Consider the following 18,270-nt stretch of genomic DNA (forward strand, 5'->3'; position numbering starts at 1 on the left):
CGCTACAGCAGCTCGAAGCTCTGCTGCTGCACCGCTTGCGAGTCCAGTCCGACCTGGACGTTGAACTGTCCCGGCTCGGCGACATGCTGCAACTGGCCGTTGTAGAACTTCAGGTCGTCCTCGCTGATGGCGAAGGTCAGGGTGCGCGCTTCGCCGGCCTTGAGCAGCACCTTCTGGAAGTGCTTCAACTCCTTGACTGGGCGGCTCATGGACGCGCTGACGTCCTGGACATAGAGCTGCACCACGGTCTCGCCGTCGAACTTGCCGGTGTTCTTCACCGTCACCTCCGCCTGCAGGGTGTCGCCGCGCTTGAGGGCCGTCTTGGACAGGGCCAGGTCCGACAGTTCGAACTGGCTGTAGCTCAAGCCGTAGCCGAACGGATACAGCGGCCCGTTGGGCTCCTCGAAATACTGCGAGGTGTAGTTGCCGGGTTTGCCTGGGGTGTAGGGGCGACCGATGCTCAGGTGGTTGTAGTACATCGGGATCTGCCCGACCGAGCGCGGGAAGGTGATCGCCAGCTTGCCCGACGGGTTGTAGTCGCCGAACAGCACATCGGCGATGGCATTGCCGCCCTCGGTGCCGCTGAACCAGGTCTCCAGGATGGCGTCGGCCTGCTCGCGCTCCCAGGCGATGGACAGCGGACGGCCGTTCATCAGCACCAGCACCAGCGGCTTGCCGGTGGCTTTCAGGGCCTTGATCAGCTCGCGCTGCACGGCTGGGATTTCCAGGGTGGTGCGGCTGGAGGACTCGTGGGACATGCCACGCGACTCGCCGACCACGGCCACCACCACATCGGACTGACGCGCGGCCTTGACCGCTTCGTCGATCAGCACGGCGGCCGGACGCGGATCGTCGACGATTTCCGGGGCGGCGAAGTTGAGGAAGTTCAGGTAGTCGACGATGGCCTTGTCGCCGCTGATGTTCGAACCGCGGGTATACACCAGCTTGGCCTTGCCCTCGGTGGCACGGCGCAGGCCTTCGCGCACGGTCACCGAGTGTTCGGGCCGGCCGTCGGCGGCCCAACTGCCCATCATGTCGATGGGGGCGTCGGCCAGCGGGCCGACCAGGGCGATGGTGCCCGCCTTCTTCAGCGGCAGGGTCTGATCGCGGTTCTCCAGCAGCACCAGGCTGCGTCGAGCCACGTCGCGGGCGGCCTCGCGGTGCAGACGGTCTTCGCCGTAGTAGTCCTTGAGGTCGGTGTCGGGTTTGCCGATACGCACGTAGGGATCCTTGAACAGACCCATGTCGTACTTGGCGCCGAGCACCTCGCGCACGGCCTGGTCGAGCTCGGCCTGGGTGACTTCGCCGGACTTCAACAGACCCGGCAATTCCTGGCCGTAGAGCGTGTCGTTCATGCTCATGTCGATGCCGGCCTTGATCGCCAGCTTGGCGGCCTCTCGGCCGTCACGGGCCACGCCGTGGCGGATCAATTCCTGGATCGCGCCATGGTCGCTGATGGTCACGCCCTTGAAGCCCCACTGCTTGCGCAGCAGGTCGTTCATCAGCCAAGTGTCGGCAGTGGCCGGCACGCCGTTGATCGAGTTCAGCGCCACCATCACCCCGCCTGCACCGGCGTCGAGGCTGGCGCGGTACGGCGGCAGGTAGTCGTTGTACATTTTCGGCAGGCTCATATCGACCGTGTTGTAGTCGCGCCCGCCTTCCACGGCGCCATACAGGGCGAAGTGCTTGACGATGGCCATGATGCTGTCCGGCTCGGCCGGGCTCTTGCCCTGCAGGGCGCGGACCAGGGTCTGACCGATCTTCGAGGTCAGGTAGGTGTCTTCACCGAAGCCTTCGCTGGTGCGGCCCCAGCGCGGATCGCGGGCAATGTCGACCATCGGCGCGAAGGTCATGTCCAAGGCGTCGGCCGACGCTTCGATGGCCGAGGTGCGGCCGACCTTGGCGATGGCGTCCATGTCCCAGGTCGCGGCCAGGCCCAGGCTGATCGGGAAGATCGTGCGTTCGCCGTGAATGGTGTCGTAGGCGAAGAACATCGGGATCTTCAGCCGGCTGCGCAGCGCCGCGTCCTGCATCGGGCGGTTTTCCGGGGCGGTGCGCGAATTGAAGGTGCCGCCGATGCGCCCGGCGGCGATTTCCTCGCGGATTTTCTCGCGCGGCATTTCCGGACTGATGCTGATCAGGCGCAACTGGCCGATTTTTTCTTCGACGCTCATCTGGCCGATCAGGTGGTCGATGAAGGCCGCCTTGTCTTCCAGGGGCGGGGCGGAGGGGGCGGCCAGGGCCACGTAACTGACCAGGCCCATGGCCAGGCCCAGCAACGGCAATTTGATCATCAATTCCATCATCCATCGATTCGCTCGCCGCTGTGGCTTCGCGGCGACTGTTGTTGTGGTGCGCTGGCCGTACTGCGCCCTGCGGCTGCGGCGGATTATGCCCTATAAGCGCGTGCCGATGAGATACACTGCCGGCGTCCCGTCGCCGGGACCACGACAATAAGAACGAGCGAGTACTTCCGGGCATGATTCCCATCGACGAATATCAACGCCGCCAGGTGGCCGAAGCCATCGCCCGCGCCGAACAGCGCACCGATGCCGAACTGGTGGCCGTGCTGGCCCGCCGCGCCGACGACTATCCTTACCTGCCCCTGCTGTGGGCCGCGCTGTTGGCCGTACTGCTACCGGCGCTGCTGCAGTGGCTGCTTGGCTGGCCGGGCCTGCGCGGCTTGCTGGTGACCCAAGTGCTGCTGTTCGTCGCCTTCTGCCTGTTGCTGCGCACGCCCTGGCTGGCCGCCCGCCTGGCACCGCGCTTGCTGCGCCGCCGCCGCGCCGCCGCTTTCGCCCAGCAGCAGTTTCACGAGCAGCACCTGCAGCGCACCGCCGGCACCAGTGGCGTGCTGATCTTCGTCTGCGAGGCCGAGCGCTTCGTCACCATCCTTACCGATCAAGGCACCGCCCGACACCTCGACGATGCCGTCCGTGCGGCACTGGTGGCGCGTTTGAGCGAGCGGGTGAACCAAGGCAGCACCCTGCAAGGTTTCGTCGAGTGCATCGATGCCTGTGGCGAACTGCTGGGGCGCACGCTGCCTTCGATTGGGCGGCGCAATCAACTGACTAATCAACTGGTGGTCCTGGACTGAGCCTCGGGCGCCGGCCGGTAAACCCTGTAGAATGCCGGCCATCACGCATTTTCGAGGCTGCTCCTTTCATGTCTTCCGCCACACCTGCGCCGGACGCCCGCGACCAATTTCTCAGCCTGCTGAGCGACGCCCTGCACCGCCAGCACCTGCTCAAACTGGTGCTGGCGCGCCCTGTCGGGGCCGACGGCAGCCTGCAGCGCATCATTGCCAAACCGGTGCAGCTCAAGGGCCAGGCCTGCCTGTCGCTGGTGTATCGCCACCAGACCCGCGACATCACCCGCAACCTGCCCGTGGACGCGGCGCTGACGCTGGTGGCCGAGCTGCTGCCCGAGCAGTTTCGCAATGCTCACCTGTTCACCGCTGAGGGCGAAGTGCAACTGGGCTTCAGCAAGAAAGGCAAGGCGCTGCTGCAGCGCCACGCTGCCCAGGCGCCGAGCCAGCAGGCCAGCAGCGGCCACGACCGGGAGAAGAAACGTTACCTGGAGCTGTCGCGGCCGTTCCTGCGCGACCTGGGCGTGACCGACGGGCAAGGCGCCCTGATTCCGTCGATGTCGCGCAAGTGGAAGCAGATCAACAAGTTCATCGAAGTCTTCGACCATGCCCTGACCAGTGCGCCGCTGACCCAGACGCAACCGCTGCGGGTGGCCGACTTCGGGTCGGGCAAGGGCTACCTGACCTTCGCCATGCACGACTACCTGTGCCACACCCTGGGCCGCGAAGCGCAGGTGACCGGCGTGGAGCTGCGTGCGGACATGGTCGAACTGTGCAACGCCGCCGCGGCGCGTCTGCAGCATCCGGGCCTGGTATTCGAGTGCGGCGACGTGCGCAGCGTGGTGCCCGAGGCCATCGAGGTGATGATCGCCCTGCATGCCTGCGACATCGCCACTGACTACGCCATCCACACCGGCATCCGCTGCGGCGCGTCGATCATCATGTGCTCACCGTGCTGCCACAAGCAGATCCGCCCGCAGTTGCACAGCCCGGGTTTGCTGCAACCGATGCTGCAGTACGGCCTGCACCTGGGCCAGCAAGCCGAAATGCTCACCGATAGCCTGCGTGCGCTGTACCTGGAGGCCTGCGGCTACGAGACCAAGGTGTTCGAGTTCATCTCCCTGGAGCACACCAACAAGAACAAGATGATCTTGGCGGTCAAGCGCCGCCAGGCCGGCGATAACGCAACGCTGCTGGAGAAGATCGCCCAGCTCAAGGCGTTCTACGGCGTGCAGGAGCACTGCCTGGAAACCCTGCTGCGAGCCGACGGCCTGATCCCCGGCTGAGCGTATCGTCACTCAGAAGAACCGCGTCACGCTGACCTTGGCATTGCGCCCCTGCATCAGCGCATTCTCCCCTGACAGCTCAGGCCGGGCCGACTCGTTGAACAGGTTGTCCACCGTGAGGTTCACCTCGGTGCCCTTGAGGTAGGCCTGCTGCGGTTTCCAGTTGGCGAACAGACCGTGGATCTGATAGCGGTCATTGGCGTACTGGTCGTAGTAGCGGTCGCCCAGCACACTGCCGGGTCCGCTGTAGTAGCGGTCGCTGGGCAGGCGGTCGGTCTTGCGCACGAACTGCGCGGTCCAGCCGACCCGCGCGTCCCAGGCCGGAATTTTCACGCCCAGGGTGGTGATCCACTTGGGCGCAGGGATGTCCTTGGCCCACACGTCCGGTCCCCAGGGGTTGGTGTAGGCGCCCTGGTGCCGACCCGTGATCCAGGAAAACGACGCCGAGCCGAACAGGTAGGTGGCGTCGTAGAAACTCTCGATCTCGAAGCCCTTGATTACCACATCGCCGATGTTGCGGTAGTTGGACATCAGGCCGCCGCCGCAGGTGTTGGCGATGGAGCCGCCCGTGAGCAACTGCTGCGGGCAGCCGATGCCGGTGGCTTTGAAGATTTCGTCCTCGATATGGTTGCGAAACAGGGTGGTGCGCACCTGGGCGCTGTCGTTGGCCGACAGCAGGTTGTCGAAGTCGAACACGCTGCCCACGCGCAATGCGGTGATGCGTTCAGGATCCAGGTTGCGGCTGGTGGCGGTCCGGCTGCCGCTGCCCTGCACTTCGTACTGCTCGTCGAGCACCGGCGCGCGCCAGGTCTTGCTGTAGTCGGCGAACAGTGCGGCATTGGGCGTCACCTTCCAGAACAGTGCCAGGCGCGGCGACCAGCCGCGGTAGGTCTTGGCGCTGTAGTCGTGGCCGGCGGCGGGGTTGTCGTACAGCGGCGCATCGTTGGGCTTGCCGTCGTTGGTCACCTGGTCGTAGCGCAGCGATGGGGTGAGGGTGACATCGCCCAGGGTGATGGCGTCTTGCAGGTAATAGCCCTGGCTGCGCACCGTGCCGCTGGGCATGAAGTAGGGCTGATAGTGGCCGTAGTTGTAGCGTGCAGTTTCGTAGAGGCTGCCAGGCATCCACATCTGCGTGTCGCGGTTGTGCCGGCGGATCTGCGCGCCAACCGTCAGCGCGTGCTCCAGCGCTGCCGTCTCGAACAGGCTGGTGTTGGTGACCGCAAGCATGCGGTCGCGGTACTCGGTATCCATCTTGCGCCCGCCGGTGGCCGGCTGGAAGAACGCGGTCGCAGGTCGCTCGTCGGTCTGCTGAGTGTCGGAGTCGGAGTATTTGACCTCCAGATCGACCCAACGGTTATCCAACGGCTGATAAGTGTAGGTGCTCGACCATGTGGTGTCGGTGGTGGTGCGGTTGGCCAGGAAGCGGGTCAGTGCGGCGGCGTAGCCGTAGCGGCTGATATTGGCGGCGCTCGGCGGTGTCGGATAGGCCGTGGAGGAGAACGGCGCCCAGCGTTCGCTCTGCGAACGCGACCAGGAAAAGCCCAGGCTGTGTTCGTCGCTCAAGTGCAGGTTGCCCTTGAACAGTGCGCCTTCCAGGTCCAGCGCGCTGTTGGGCAGGCGGGTAGGATTGATCGGGTAAGCGCCGTCGGGATCGGGCAGGTTGCTGGCCAGCTTCATGTCGCCGCCGTCACGCTTGGTGAGGTAGGCCAGGCCGTCGATACGGCCGTCGTCGCTGCGCCCGAACAGCGCGGAGCTGTACACCTGCTGGTGATCGTTGCTGGCATAGCCGTACTTGAGCATGGCACCGCTGTTGCGGCCGTCCTGAAGCAGATCGCCGGCATCCTTGGTGGTCATGTTGACGCTGCCGCCGAAGCCGCCGTTGCCGGTCTTGACCGAGTGCGGACCTTTCTCCACCTCGATGTGCTTGATCAGCTCGGGTTCGATGAATACGGTGCCTTGCTGGTAGCGCTCGAAGCCGCTCTTGGTCGCGCCATCGACGGTCATCGGCACGTCTTCGGCATCGCCCAGGCCCCAGATATTGATGGTCTGACCGCCCGGCTTGGCCGAGCCGCCCATGTTCACGCCGGGCAGGGTGGCGATCACGCTGGGGATGTTGCTGGGCTGGTAGCGGTCGATCTGCTCCTGGTCCAGGGTCGAACGCCCGACGTTCTGCGGCCCGATCTGCTGTCCGTCGCCGACGATGCTCAGGGCGCCGAGCTGAATGCTGTTATCCGCCTGTGCGGCTTCGCCAGGTGCGACAGGCTCGTGCTGACGCACCACGAAGGTCTCGCCCACGCGCACCAGGGCGAAGCGGCTGCCGGCCAGCAAGCGGGCGATGGCGTCCTGTGGCTCGAAGGCGCCGCGCAGGGCCGGGGCACGCGCTCCGTTGAGCAGCGCTTCATCGAACAGCAACTGAACCTGCGCCTGCTGCGCCAGTTGGCTCAGCGACTGGGCCAGCGGTTGCGCTGGCAGGTCCAATTGCACGGGCGCGGCCTGGGCGGCCAGGCTCAGGCTCAGGCACAAGGCCAGCAGGGTAGGACGGACGGGCAAGGCTTGCAGCGGACGCAACGCAGACGACATGGATTCCCCCAAACGGCAAATGGCCGGAAAAAAGCCCACCGTTCATCCGGCAGGCGGGGAAGGAGACGCGGCGTTGGGAAAAGTCCTCACCTGCGAATGATAAAAATTCTCAAATTAATGCGCGCGGTGCTCGATGCGCAAACGGCCATCGCCCAGGCGCACGGTTTTCACCGGTAGCAAGGCAGGCAGCGCGTTGAGCAGCGCGTCGGGGTCGTGTACGTCGAGATTGCCCGAAACCTTGTAGCGAGCCAGGTTCGGATCGGCCAGCAGCACCGGCTGCTGGCGGTACAGGCTCAGTTCATCGATCAGGCTGGCCAGTTCGCGGTTCCTGAAGCTGACATGACCGTCGCGCCAGTCGGCCACGCGCTGCTCGCCCAGGTTCTGGCGCAGCAGGCTGCCACGAGACGGCTCGTAGGTGACGCGCTGGCCGGCCTCGACCAGCATGGGCGCCTGGTTCTCGCCGGAGGTTTCGAAGGCGACTTGGCCATGGGCGACACTCAGGGTCAACTCGCGTGCGCCACGGCGCAGGTCGAAGCCGGTGCCGACCACGCGCACCAGCGCGCTGCCGGCATCGACGAACAGCGGCCGCTCCTTGTCTGGCGCCACGTCGATGTACAACTGGCCCTGTTCCAGCGTGATCAGCCGTCGCTGCGCGGTGAAGTCCAGTTGCACACGGGTGCGGGCATTGACGTACAGCTGGCTGCCGTCGGGCAAGTGCAGGCTGCGCATCGTGGTGCTGGCGACCAGGGTTTCGCGTATCGGCGTGCTGCCGCTGCCCAGGTTACCCGCCAGCAGCGCGCACAGCAGCGCCGCCGCCGTGGCGATCAGTGGACGCCAACGCGGCGATCGGCACTGCACCCGCGCGACGGGGTGGTTGACCTGCTTGAGCGCGGCCATGTCTGCCCACAGTTGCTCGAACTGACGGTAGGCGCGGGCGTGCTCGGGATGGCGAATCCACTGGGCGAAGGCCTTGCGTTGCTCGCGCGTTGTCGCGTTGCGGTTACGCGTGAACCAACTGGCGGCTTGGGCGTCGAGCGGGCGTGGATCGGTCTCGTCGGTGAGGCTCATTACGGCTGCTCCCTGCCATCTTCACTGTCCAGCCGTTGCTTGCAGTGCAGCAGGGCCGCAGCGATGTGCTTTTCGACCATGCTTACGGAAATATTCATGCGTTCGGCGATCTGCGCCTGGGTCAGGCCTTCAAAGCGGTGCAGCATAAGGGCTTCTCGTCGCCGCGGCGAGAGCTCGGCGAGTACTTGGCGCAATTGTTCCAAGCGCTGACGGCGCTGGGCGTGATCGAAGGGGTCGTTGGCGCTGGTGGCGGGGTCGATGGTCGTCTCCTCCAGCATGCTCTGACGCACCTGTTGCCGGCGCCAGTGATCGCTCAGCAGGTTGCGTGCCATGCGAAACAGGAAGGCACGCGGTTGCTCGACCTTGGTCCGGTCACGGTAGCCGAGCCATTGGGCGAACACGTCCTGGGTCATGTCTGCGGCATCGCTGGCGTTGTCCATGCGCTTGCGCAGGAAATGCAGGATTTCGGCGTAGAAACCGCGGCAGGTGTCGGCGGTGGCGGGATCGGGCTTGAGGCGCTGCATGCACGCTTTCCGGGCTGGCCTGGAGAAAGGGTGCGGATCTTATCGAGAATTATTTACATTTGCTAGCCAGGCGTGACGCCTCGCTCAGAGGCGCCGGGCGTGGGTCAGGGGCACGGGCAGGGCCAGTTCGGCGGCGCCGAGCGGATGGCTGCTGGCGTCGAAGAAGTGCAGGGCGCCATCGACCGCACCGGCCAGGCGCTCGGTGAAATGCTGCTTCTGGTTGAGGATCGAGGCGTCGTTCAAAGGGCGGATGGCGATGCACAGGTGTTTCGGCCTGGCCTGGCGAATGGCCAGCAGCAGGTGCTCGTCGCTGCTGTCCAAGTGCTGGCCGAACAGGCACAGGCCACCCTGTTCGCCCGCAAGCTGGGCCAGGCTCCAGGACAGGTAGTCCGACTGGCGGATGGCCCGCAGCTTGTGCTCGCTGCGGTCTTCATTGACGAACAGCGGCACCTCGCCGGGAATGTTCACGGCAACGCCTTCGAGCAGTTCGGCGCCGATAGCGCTGCGCTGGCGCGTGCTGCCGTCGGGCAGCTTGAGCAGGTGCAGGCCGCCATGCAGGTGCAGGACACGGGTGCCGGGGCTGGCGGTGCGGCGCACATCGAAGAAGCCTTCGTCATCGAACAGCCGGGCAAAACCCTGCGGTGCCTGTTCCATCGCCCACGGCAGAATCAGGTCGTAGTTGCTGGTGTAGACGCTGCGGTACTGACGCAGGGCCGCGTTGATCGTGGCCATTGTGGCGCTGGACAACAACGCATGCGGCGGGTGCACGGCGCGCAGGGCGTGGATCAGCGCTTCCTTGATCGAGTAGTAGCGGTTCAGCGGCGCGGTGGAGTTGATCGCCAGGGCGGCATTGGTGCGCACCGTGGTATTGAGCATGCTCAGCACCGGCTCGAACAGCTCGGTGCCCAGCGACTTGAACAGAGCCTGGTCGCTGATCGCCAGGCCGCTCTTGCGCCCGGCCTTCTGCGCTTGCTCGTACAGCGAGAAATAGCCGAACGGCTTCCACAACACGCGGCTGGCGCCGTTGCCCAGCAGCAGGGCGGTGCAGGGGTGGCGGGCATCGAGATCGGACCATTGGGCGAGCTGAGAATCGAGAGAGGGCATCGAGCATCCGTGGGGCAGCGGTGAGCGGGGACTTTAGCATGTCATCGAAGCTGTGAGAGGCTTGCCCTTCCAAGGAATCCGCTGCGCCGCGCGTGCGGGGCGCGGCCCGAGAGGATCTGAACATGCGTATACGCGTTGCGCCCCTGTTGGGCTTGCTGTTGTCGACGATGGATGTCCGAGCCGATGACGGTGCGGCCCTGGCCAAGGCCCAGTCCATCCCCTATCCAGCGGTGATCGCTCACCGTGGCGCGTCCTTCGACGCGCCTGAATCCACCGCTGCGGCCTATCTGCTGGCGCGCGAGCTGGGCGCCGATTACCTGGAACTGGACCTGCAACGCAGCCGCGACAATGTGCTGGTGGTGGTGCATGACGACGTGCTGGCGCGCACCAGCGATGTAGCCTCGCGCTTCCCTGGGCGTGCCGGGCGTCCGGTCAGCGACTTCACCCTGGCCGAGTTGAAAGCGCTGGACGCTGGCAGTTGGTTCAACCAGGCCTACCCGCAGCGCGCCAGGGCGAGCTTCGCCGGGCAGCAGATCCTGACCCTCGATGAAGTGATCGACATCGCCGAGGGCAATCCCGAGCGTCAGCCGGGGCTGTACATCGAAACCAAGGTGCCCAAGCAGTTTCCCGGCATCGAACGACAGCTCAAGGCACGGCTTCAGGCCCGTGGCTGGCTCGACAGACCTGGGCGGGTGATCCTGCAGACCTTCGACCGCGACAGCCTGGCCCTGCTGCACCAGGAGATGCCGCAGGTGCCGAAGATTCTGCTGCTGTGGGTAGGCAAGGGCAGCATCGAACCCAAGTCGGGCCAGGACTTCGCCGACTCGGGCGAGCAGGACAAGGCACGTTTCTATGCGCGTCAGGCGCCCAAAGACCGCGAGGAGCTGCTGCGCTGGCTGGATGCCGCCAAGGCCGGCGGCGCCATCGGCACCGGTCCCTCCGCGCAGCGTAGCCGCCTGGGCGAGCAGAGTTACACCGACCTGATCCAGCCGTGGATGAACCAGGCCAGCCACGCGCGTGGCCTGCTGGTGCATGCCTACACCCTGGACGATCGCGAAGACTTCGCCAAGGCGATGGACGCCGGGGTGGATGGCATTTTCACCAACCGGGCCGGGGCGTTGCTGCGCTTTTACCAGCGACCGGCGGTGGCGGATGAAGGGCAGGTGTTGCAGGCGTTAGGGTTTTGATTGCCTGAATGAATCGCGGGTGCGCGCGATCGTGATCAGCGGTCGCGTCGCTCACGATTGCGCCAAACCCGATACGCCCGAATCCCGGCGCGCACCGAGCCGAACAGCAAGCGGTCCTCCATCTCGCGGGCCATGCCCGAGCGCACCAGCATGCGCAGGAAGGTGCCGCGGGCGCGGGCGATGGCGAAGTGCACGCCTTGTGCCTGGAGCGTATCGCGCACCTCCCGCAAGGCAGCAATGCCACTGACGTCGATGCTGGTCACCGCTTCGGCGTCGAACAGTACCGCCTGTGGATCCGGCTCGCGTTGCACGGCTTCGAGCAGGCGCATCTTGAAGTAGTCGGCATTGAAGAACAGCACGGCATCGTCGAAGCGGTACACCACCAAGCCGGGCACAGTGCGGGCCTGCGGGTGCTGGCGCACATCGACCTGACCTTCGATGCCGGGCATCCAGCCCAGCACGGCGTCGGTGGGCTGGTAGATGGTGTAGAGCAGCCGCAGGATGGCCAGGGTCACGGCGAAGACGATGCCCGGCAGTACGCCGAGGCCGAGCACGCCGAGCGTGGTCAGCAGGCACAACCAGAACTCGAAGCGACTCAGGCGTCGGATCTTGCCCAGGGACTTCACGTCGATCAGCCCCCAGCCCGCCATCAGCAGTACCGCGCCGAGTGCCGCCTGAGGAATCCAGGCCATGGGCGCGGTGAACAGTAGCAGGATCAACGCGATGACCAAGGCGGCGATGATGCCCACCAGTTGGCTCTTGCCGCCGACCATGTCGTTGACCGCGGTGCGCGAGTCGGCGCCACTGATGGCAAAGCCCTGGGAGAGCCCTGCCGCCAGGTTGCTTACGCCCAGGGCGACGAATTCGTGATTGGCATTGATCGCATAGCCGTGCCGGGCCGCGAAGCTGCGCGCCGTGAGCATGGCGCTGCAGAAGCTCACCGTCGCGATCCCCAGCGCGTCGCGCAGCAGGCTCTTGGTCTCGGCCAAGGTACTTTGCGGCCAGGCCAGTTCGGGCATGCCGGCCGGCACCGGGCCGAGGATGGCCACGCCGAAGCGGTCCAGCCCGAACAGCCCCGCCAGCAGGGTGAACACGGCGACGGTGACCAGCGCTGCGGGCAGTTTCGGATAGCGGCACGGCAGCCAGATCAGCAGCGCCAGTGCGCCCAGGCCGACGACCAGGGTCAGCCAGTGGATCTCGCCCAGGCGCTCGACGAAATTGATCAGGCTGAGAATGAAACCGTCACCCTCGATGCTGAAGCCCACCACTTTGGACAGTTGCCCGGCGATCAGGCTGAGGCCGATGCCATTGAGGTAGCCGATCAGGATCGGCCGCGAGAAGAAACTGGCAATGAAGCCGGCGCGGGCCACACCGGCAGCGATCAGCATCACCCCGACCAGCAGCGTGACGATCACCGACAACTCGGCGATCCGCTGCGGATCGCCCATCGCCAAGGGCGCCACGGCGCCAGCGATCATCGCACAGGTGGCCGCATCGGGGCCGACCATCAGCTGCCGCGAGCTGCCGATCAAGGCGTAGACCATCATCGGCAGCACACAGGCATATAAACCGTACTGCGGCGGCAAACCGACGATCTGGGCATAGGCGATGGCGATCGGGATCTGGATCGCCGCCACCGACAGGCCGGCTTGCAGATCAGCGCGGAACCATTCGCGGCGGTAGTGCAGGAGGTTGGCCAGGCCCGGCAGCCAGCGGGAAAGAAACATGGGCAGTCCTTTGATGATTTCTGGGTGCGCAGTCGCGATATGCACCTGAAGCCGCTTCGCTTGCAAGTGTCATGCAGTGTGTCGTGGGGGCTGCATTCAAGCCGATTGCGGCGAGCAAAGCGATGGGGCAGGTCAACGAAGGGCGTAGAAATGAAAAAAGAGCCGAGGGCTCTTTGGGGGGCTGCAATCAGATGCGCAGGGCGAAGAATGTGGAGCGGGTAGAGGGAATCGAACCCTCAACTAAAGCTTGGGAAGCTTTCGTTTTGCCACTAAACTATACCCGCTTCGCAGCCCGACTTTTTACCAGAATCCTGGTGTCCTGGAAAGTCCAAGCAGCAAAAAAGCCTTGCAGCAGCGCTTGTCTACGGCTGCCAGGCTTTGTTCCACGCTGTACTCACCCCGCCAACGCCTGCTGACCCGCCTCATAGCCATAGCGCTGCCGAGGTGTCCAGGCCGGTTGCAGAAAACCCAGCATCGCGCTGCGGGTGTCTTCGCAGGCTGCCTTGTGCTCCATGTCCAGGAAGTGCCCGGCGTCGCGAATCACGCTGAACGCGCTCCTGTCCACATGCCGGGCGAACTGCCTGGCGTCCTCGACCGTGGTGTATTCGTCACGCTCGCCGTTGATGAACAACACCGGAATATCGATGTTGCGCGCCCCGTGCAGTGCCCGCTGCAGGTCATGGTCCAACACTTGGTGGATGTGGAAGTGCATCTGCGCGTACTCGTGGCTGTCCAGGCTGCTGACGTGGCGATAGTTGAAACGCTTGAACAGCGAGGGCAGGTGCTTGCCGATGGTGTCGTTGACCAGATTGCCCACTCTAGGGCGGTCGCAGGCCGACAGGTATTGGCTGCCCCGCTCCAGGTAGTCGCGCATGGGGCCGTTGATCACTGGCGAGAACGAACTGATGATCGCCTTGTTCACCCGTTGCGGCTGATGCGCCAGAGCCAGCAGCGTGCAAGCGCCGCCCCAGGAAAAGGATATGACGTGGTCGGCGCGGAAGTGCTCGACCAACTCCAGCAGGATATGCGCTTCGGTCTCCTTGCTCAGCAGCCGCTCATGGCAGTTGTGCGGCTTGGACTTGCCGGCGTAGGGCTGGTCGTACAGCACCACGTTGAAGTGCGGATGCAGGCTGCGCACGGTCTGGGCGAAGGAGGCGGTGGTGGCCAGCGAGCCATTGACCAGAACGATGGTCCGCTCTGCGGTTTGCGCGCGATAGAACTCCGTGTACACCCGGTACTGACCTTGGATATCAAGTACAGCGATTTCTGGCCTCATGTCATCGACTCCTGGCGCAAAAAGGGCACTCGCGTCATGTAGCGGCGGTCGGCTCGAACGCGCGAACACGCTGCACAGAGCCCTAGGGTGCAGGTCGCATGTGACAGGTAGGCATTCGCCTGGAAAGGAAGTGGGCGTCCGCGGTCGATCGTTTGCGATCAGCCTCAGCGCCAGTCGGCCGGGCGGTGACTGGCGGTGTTTCGCGGGCAGGGCGCCCGCGAAGGGGATGCGGAGAGGCTCAGAGCGCGCCGAAGACCTTCTTGGCCAGGCTGGTGGCCGCTTGCGCAGGGTTCTGGCGGATGCTCTGCTCCTGCTTGCCGATCATCTCGAACAGACCGTCCAAGGCTTTTTCGGTCACGTAGTTCTCGAGGTTGGCGTCGTCCTTGATCAGGCCCAGGCCTTTGGCCTGGCCGGCGAAGCTGTTGTACTGCTGGGCCAGGCCGACCTTGTCGGTGGCCTGCTTGACGATCGGCAGGAACTTGGCGCGGATCTGCTCGCGGCTGCTCTTGTCCAGATACTTCGTCGCCGCTTCGTCGCCGCCGCTGAGGATGCCCTTGGCATCGGTCACGCTCATCTTCTTCACCGCGTCCACCAGAATTGCCTGGGCCTGCGGCACAGCGGCTTCGGCCGCCTTGTTCATGCTGGTTTCCAGAGCCTGGACCTGGTCGCCCTTGCCGAACATTTTCATGGCCTGGGCCGCCTTGCCGAGCTTGCCGGGCAACTCGATGCGCACATCGGGATTGTCACTGAAACCGCCGGGCGTGCTCAGTTGCTTGACGGCGATCTGCGCGCCTTGGGTCAGGGCGTCCTTAAGGCCGCCGGCAGCATCTTGCTGGGACAGGTTGCCCAGCGACAGGGCGAGGGCGCTGGCCGACAACAGCAGACCGGCGCACAGGGTGGTCAAGCGCAGGGAGGAACGAATCATGAAGGCGTCCTTGAGGGCAGAAAGTGAATCGAACTCGGTGCAGCGGATCGGCTCCGATCCGCGCAACCGATGGGCATCAGACATGCACCCTATCACGCGACGGGGGTATCGTCCCGATGCAGCGCCACCTGGCGGATCGACAGGCGCAGCTCCGCCGACAGCACGCGCTTGGCCACCCCTTCGGACAGTTCGCCGAGCTTGTCGTGGTAGCCCAGCTTGCCGCTGTCGTCCGGTTGCAGTACGCCTTCGCTGACCAGGGTCTGGATGAAGTGACGGAACAGCGTCTTGTCGAAGAACTCCGGTGCATTGAGGCCATGCAGGATCGACAAGCGCTGGGCCATCATCACGCACAGCGCTTCCAGTTCCTCGGCGTCCAGGCTGTGTTGGCCGCTGTTGAGCAGCAGCGAGGTGGCCATGTAGAAGCGTTGCAGGGTCTGGGTGATGGCGCGGGCCAGCAGGGTGAGCATCACGAACTGCCGTGAGCTCGGCGCCGGACGCAGGTACACCCCGTTCTCTTCGCGCAGCAGCCCCTGCTCCACCAGCGCAGCCAGCCATTGATCGATGGCTTCGTCGAGCGCTTCGGGTGTCCAGCGCAGGAACAGTTCGGCCTGCAGGTACGGATACAGCGCGTGCACGTACTGCCCGAGCAACTCACGGCTCATCCGTGCACTGCTGGTGAAGAAGCTCGCCAACAGCGCCGGCAGGGCGAAGATGTGCAGGATGTTGTTGCGGTAGTAGGTCATCAGCACCGCGTTGGCTTCGTCCAGGTACAGGATGCGGCCCAGCGCATCTTTCTGTTCGGACAGCAGCTCCATGCCTCTGACGTGCTCGATCAGCGCGCGACCGTCGCCCTCCGGCAGGGTGATGTGCGCGGAGTAGGGCACTTGACGCAGCAACGCCAGGTACAGGTCGAGCACGCGGATCAGCGCCCGCTCGTCCAGGGCCAGGCGGCTGGTCGACAGCAGCGCCAAGGCCACCAGGTTGACCGGATTGATCGCCGCCGCGCCGTTCAGGTGCTGGGCCACCTTCGCGCCCAAGTGCGTGGTGGTGTCGTTGAGCCAGGCCGGGCGGAACTGCGGCGCCAGGTCCTGTTCGCGCCAACCCGGCTGTTGTTGGTCGAGGAAGCCATTCAGGTGAATGGGTTCGCCAAAATTGACGTAGACCTCGCCGAAGCGCTGCCGGAGCGCGCCGATGACCTTGAAGATGTCGAAGATCGACTCCTTCTTCTTGCTTGCCCCGCGCAACTCACCCAGGTAGGTGCGGCCTTCGAGCACGCGCTCGTAGCCGATGTACACCGGTACGAAGACGATCGGCGTGCGCGAGGAGCGCAGGAAGCTGCGCAGGGTGATCGCCAGCATGCCGGGGCGCGGCTGCAGCATGCGCCCGGTGCGCGAGCGTCCGCCCTCGACGAAGTACTCCACCGGGAAGCCCTTGGTGAACAGGGTGTGCAGGTACTCGTTGAAGACGGCGGTGTACAGCGGATTGCCCTTGAAGGTGCGGCGCATGAAGAAGGCGCCGCCACGGCGCAGCAGGCTGCCGATCACCGGCATGTTGAGGTTGATGCCCGCGGCGATGTGCGGGGGCGTCAGGCCGTTGCGGAACAGCAGGTAGGACAACAGCAGATAATCGATATGGCTGCGGTGACAGGGGACATAGATCACCTCATGGCCGGGGGCAAGTTCCTGCACCTGCTCGATGTGGTTGACCTTGATGCCGTCGTAGATCTTGTTCCAGAACCAGCTCAGCACCACTTCAAGGAAGCGAATCGCGGTGTAGGTATAGTCCGAGGCGATTTCGTTGCCATAGTGCAGGGCCTTGGCTTCGGCCTTGGCGTAGGGGATCTTCTCGCGCTCGGCTTCGTCGCTGATGGCTTGGCGAACCAGCGGGTCGTGGACCAGGCCCTTGACCAGATTGCGCCGGTGGGAAATATCCGGGCCGATGACCGCCGTGCGCAGATTGCGAAAATGCACCCGCATCACGCGCTGGGCCATGCGCACCGTGCGTTCATGGCCTTTGTTGTGCTGCACCAGTTCGCGCAGGTGGATGGGTGCGGAGAACTGCACGCGGGTCTTGCGTCCAAGGATGAGCACGGTCAGCAGCCGGCGCAAACGCCCAGTAACCGCCCAACTGTCGGCGAACAGCAGTTTCCACGGGCTGTTCTCGCTGGCGGGCGTCTGCCCCCAGAACACGCTGACCGGGATGATCTGTGCATCTTCCTCGGCGTGTTCGCTGAGGGTGGTCACCAGCCGTTGCAAGGTCGGCGGTGCGCCGCGCTTGTCCTGGCGACCGAGCCAGTCCGGGTCGGGGGTCAGGTAGAAGAACGCCGCAGGCTCGTGCAGCGGGCCGACGGCCACGGGCAGTACCGGGCGGGGCAGCCCCGCCTTGGTGCACTCGCGATCGATCACCGCCAGGTCGGTGAGCGAGGGTGAAGGCAGGGCGTAGAACACCGGTCGGCTGCGGTCGAGGTTGAGCGTCAGCGAGGACTGGTTGATGGTCTCGGAACGCACCCACAGGTACAGGACGCGACGCAGGGCACCGAAAATCAGGCGGCGCAGGGGAGAACGGGTCATGGGGTGATTGCCCTGGGAAAATGTTTCAGGAGATATACCAGCAAGTTAGGCTGCCGTATCGGCATAAGTTCAGCAAAAATCGGCCATTTGAAGCCATGTCATAAAAATTTTTGTTATCCGACAGATACTCGGTCCGCACCTTGCAGGAAATTTCCGCAAGCTGCGTAGCCAGAGGAAGAAAATCCTCTGTCTGCACGGCGATCTTGAAAATAAAAATCCGGAGTGTTGCAGATGTCGTCTCGTGAGACTGGGAACGTGAAGTGGTTCAACGATGCCAAGGGCTTTGGCTTCATTCAGCGCGAGGGTGGAGCCGATGTTTTCGTCCACTACCGCGCCATCCGCGGTGAGGGTCACCGCACCCTGGTCGAGGGACAGCAGGTGGAATACTCCTTGGTGCAGGGCCAGAAAGGCCTGCAGGCCGAGGACGTCGTCGGTCTCTAAGACCGCTACGAGTGGCGAGCGACGAGCTGCAAGCGATGCCAATACCGACGTGAGTTCACCGGTCTTGCCGCTTGCAGCTTGAAGCTCGCCGCTGCTTTCCTGAAGCGTGCCGCTGCTTTCACGTGCGCCAGGTGATTTCTTCTTCGCCGTCAGTGCTGATGCGGATCCAGCGGTCGGCGTCTTCTTCGCCGTCTTCTTCGGCCCAACTGCCCGGCGCGCAGCGCACTTCCACGTTGAGCGCGGCGAAGGCGGCGCGGGCGCAGGCGATGTCATCGACCCATGGGGTCTGGTCGCTTTCCAGGTAGAGGCTGTTCCATTTCCCTACAGCCTTGGGTAACCAAGTGACCGGAATGTTACCGGCCATGCACTTGAAGGTCTGGCCTTTCTGCTTCCACTCGCTGCACGGGCCCAGGGCCTCGGTCAGCCAGGCGGCAATCTGCTTGTGATCGACGTCTGCGTCCTTGAGGTAGATTTCGATATCGGGTTGGCGCATT

At 64.6% G+C, this 18,270-nt stretch carries 14 protein-coding genes and 1 tRNA gene; 4 read left to right on the plus strand and 11 right to left on the minus strand.

Going from position 1 to position 18,270, the window contains the following annotated elements; all coding sequences use genetic code 11:
* Positions 1-2: 2 nt before the first annotated feature.
* Complete coding sequence (gene bglX / locus ACK2SD_RS06305; RefSeq protein ID WP_412461644.1) at positions 3-2,294, minus strand: beta-glucosidase BglX; 2,292 nt, start codon at positions 2,292-2,294, stop codon at positions 3-5.
* Between the two features lie 185 nt (positions 2,295-2,479).
* On the opposite strand from bglX, the gene ACK2SD_RS06310 reads away from it, so the two are divergent.
* Complete coding sequence (locus ACK2SD_RS06310) at positions 2,480-3,097, plus strand: hypothetical protein (RefSeq protein WP_342650725.1); 618 nt, start codon at positions 2,480-2,482, stop codon at positions 3,095-3,097.
* 68 nt (positions 3,098-3,165) lie between these two features.
* Positions 3,166-4,374, plus strand: a complete 1,209-nt coding sequence (locus tag ACK2SD_RS06315) for a class I SAM-dependent methyltransferase (RefSeq protein WP_412461645.1) — start codon at positions 3,166-3,168, stop codon at positions 4,372-4,374.
* 12 nt (positions 4,375-4,386) lie between these two features.
* On the opposite strand, the gene ACK2SD_RS06320 is transcribed toward ACK2SD_RS06315, so the two are convergent.
* The 4 genes from ACK2SD_RS06320 to ACK2SD_RS06335 form a co-directional block, all read right to left on the minus strand.
* The gene (locus tag ACK2SD_RS06320) at positions 4,387-6,954 is read right to left on the minus strand and encodes a TonB-dependent hemoglobin/transferrin/lactoferrin family receptor (protein WP_412461646.1); all 2,568 of its coding nucleotides are present in this window, start codon (positions 6,952-6,954) and stop codon (positions 4,387-4,389) included.
* 114 nt (positions 6,955-7,068) lie between these two features.
* Positions 7,069-8,022 (minus strand): FecR family protein, encoded by a 954-nt coding sequence (locus ACK2SD_RS06325; protein WP_295485686.1) that lies wholly within the window; start codon positions 8,020-8,022, stop codon positions 7,069-7,071.
* The gene (locus ACK2SD_RS06330) at positions 8,022-8,546 is read right to left on the minus strand and encodes an RNA polymerase sigma factor (protein WP_412461647.1); all 525 of its coding nucleotides are present in this window, start codon (positions 8,544-8,546) and stop codon (positions 8,022-8,024) included. The genes ACK2SD_RS06325 and ACK2SD_RS06330 overlap by 1 nt, the downstream gene beginning before the upstream one ends.
* 84 nt (positions 8,547-8,630) lie before the next feature.
* A complete protein-coding gene (locus ACK2SD_RS06335) occupies positions 8,631-9,650 on the minus strand; it encodes a DUF4917 family protein (RefSeq protein ID WP_412461648.1) in 1,020 nt (339 codons plus the stop codon).
* Between the two features lie 122 nt (positions 9,651-9,772).
* On the opposite strand from ACK2SD_RS06335, the gene ACK2SD_RS06340 reads away from it, so the two are divergent.
* On the plus strand, positions 9,773-10,837 hold the full coding sequence (locus ACK2SD_RS06340; protein WP_412461649.1) for a glycerophosphodiester phosphodiesterase family protein: 1,065 nt from the start codon (positions 9,773-9,775) through the stop codon (positions 10,835-10,837).
* A 35-nt stretch (positions 10,838-10,872) separates the two neighbouring features.
* Here the strand turns inward: ACK2SD_RS06340 and ACK2SD_RS06345 are convergent, their stop codons facing one another.
* The 5 genes from ACK2SD_RS06345 to plsB all read right to left on the minus strand — a co-directional run bounded on the left by ACK2SD_RS06345 (position 10,873) and on the right by plsB (position 17,335).
* Positions 10,873-12,564 (minus strand): SulP family inorganic anion transporter, encoded by a 1,692-nt coding sequence (locus ACK2SD_RS06345; protein ID WP_116888893.1) that lies wholly within the window; start codon positions 12,562-12,564, stop codon positions 10,873-10,875.
* 210 nt (positions 12,565-12,774) lie between these two features.
* Positions 12,775-12,848 (minus strand) — tRNA-Gly (locus ACK2SD_RS06350).
* 110 nt (positions 12,849-12,958) lie between these two features.
* Positions 12,959-13,840, minus strand: a complete 882-nt coding sequence (locus tag ACK2SD_RS06355) for an alpha/beta fold hydrolase (RefSeq protein WP_412461650.1) — start codon at positions 13,838-13,840, stop codon at positions 12,959-12,961.
* Between the two features lie 238 nt (positions 13,841-14,078).
* On the minus strand, positions 14,079-14,765 hold the full coding sequence (locus ACK2SD_RS06360; protein WP_412461651.1) for a DUF4197 domain-containing protein: 687 nt from the start codon (positions 14,763-14,765) through the stop codon (positions 14,079-14,081).
* A gap of 92 nt (positions 14,766-14,857) precedes the next feature.
* Entirely contained in the window at positions 14,858-17,335 is a 2,478-nt protein-coding gene (gene plsB / locus ACK2SD_RS06365; protein WP_412461652.1) for a glycerol-3-phosphate 1-O-acyltransferase PlsB, read from the minus strand.
* A gap of 231 nt (positions 17,336-17,566) precedes the next feature.
* On the opposite strand from plsB, the gene ACK2SD_RS06370 reads away from it, so the two are divergent.
* The gene (locus ACK2SD_RS06370; RefSeq protein ID WP_029614930.1) at positions 17,567-17,776 is read left to right on the plus strand and encodes a cold-shock protein; all 210 of its coding nucleotides are present in this window, start codon (positions 17,567-17,569) and stop codon (positions 17,774-17,776) included.
* A 118-nt stretch (positions 17,777-17,894) separates the two neighbouring features.
* Here the strand turns inward: ACK2SD_RS06370 and ACK2SD_RS06375 are convergent, their stop codons facing one another.
* Positions 17,895-18,269, minus strand: a complete 375-nt coding sequence (locus ACK2SD_RS06375; RefSeq protein ID WP_029614931.1) for a hypothetical protein — start codon at positions 18,267-18,269, stop codon at positions 17,895-17,897.
* Between the last annotated feature and the right edge of the window lies 1 nt (position 18,270).

This window comes from Pseudomonas sp. SC11 (assembly GCF_047039205.1).
GTDB classification, from domain to species: domain Bacteria; phylum Pseudomonadota; class Gammaproteobacteria; order Pseudomonadales; family Pseudomonadaceae; genus Aquipseudomonas; species Aquipseudomonas boreofloridensis.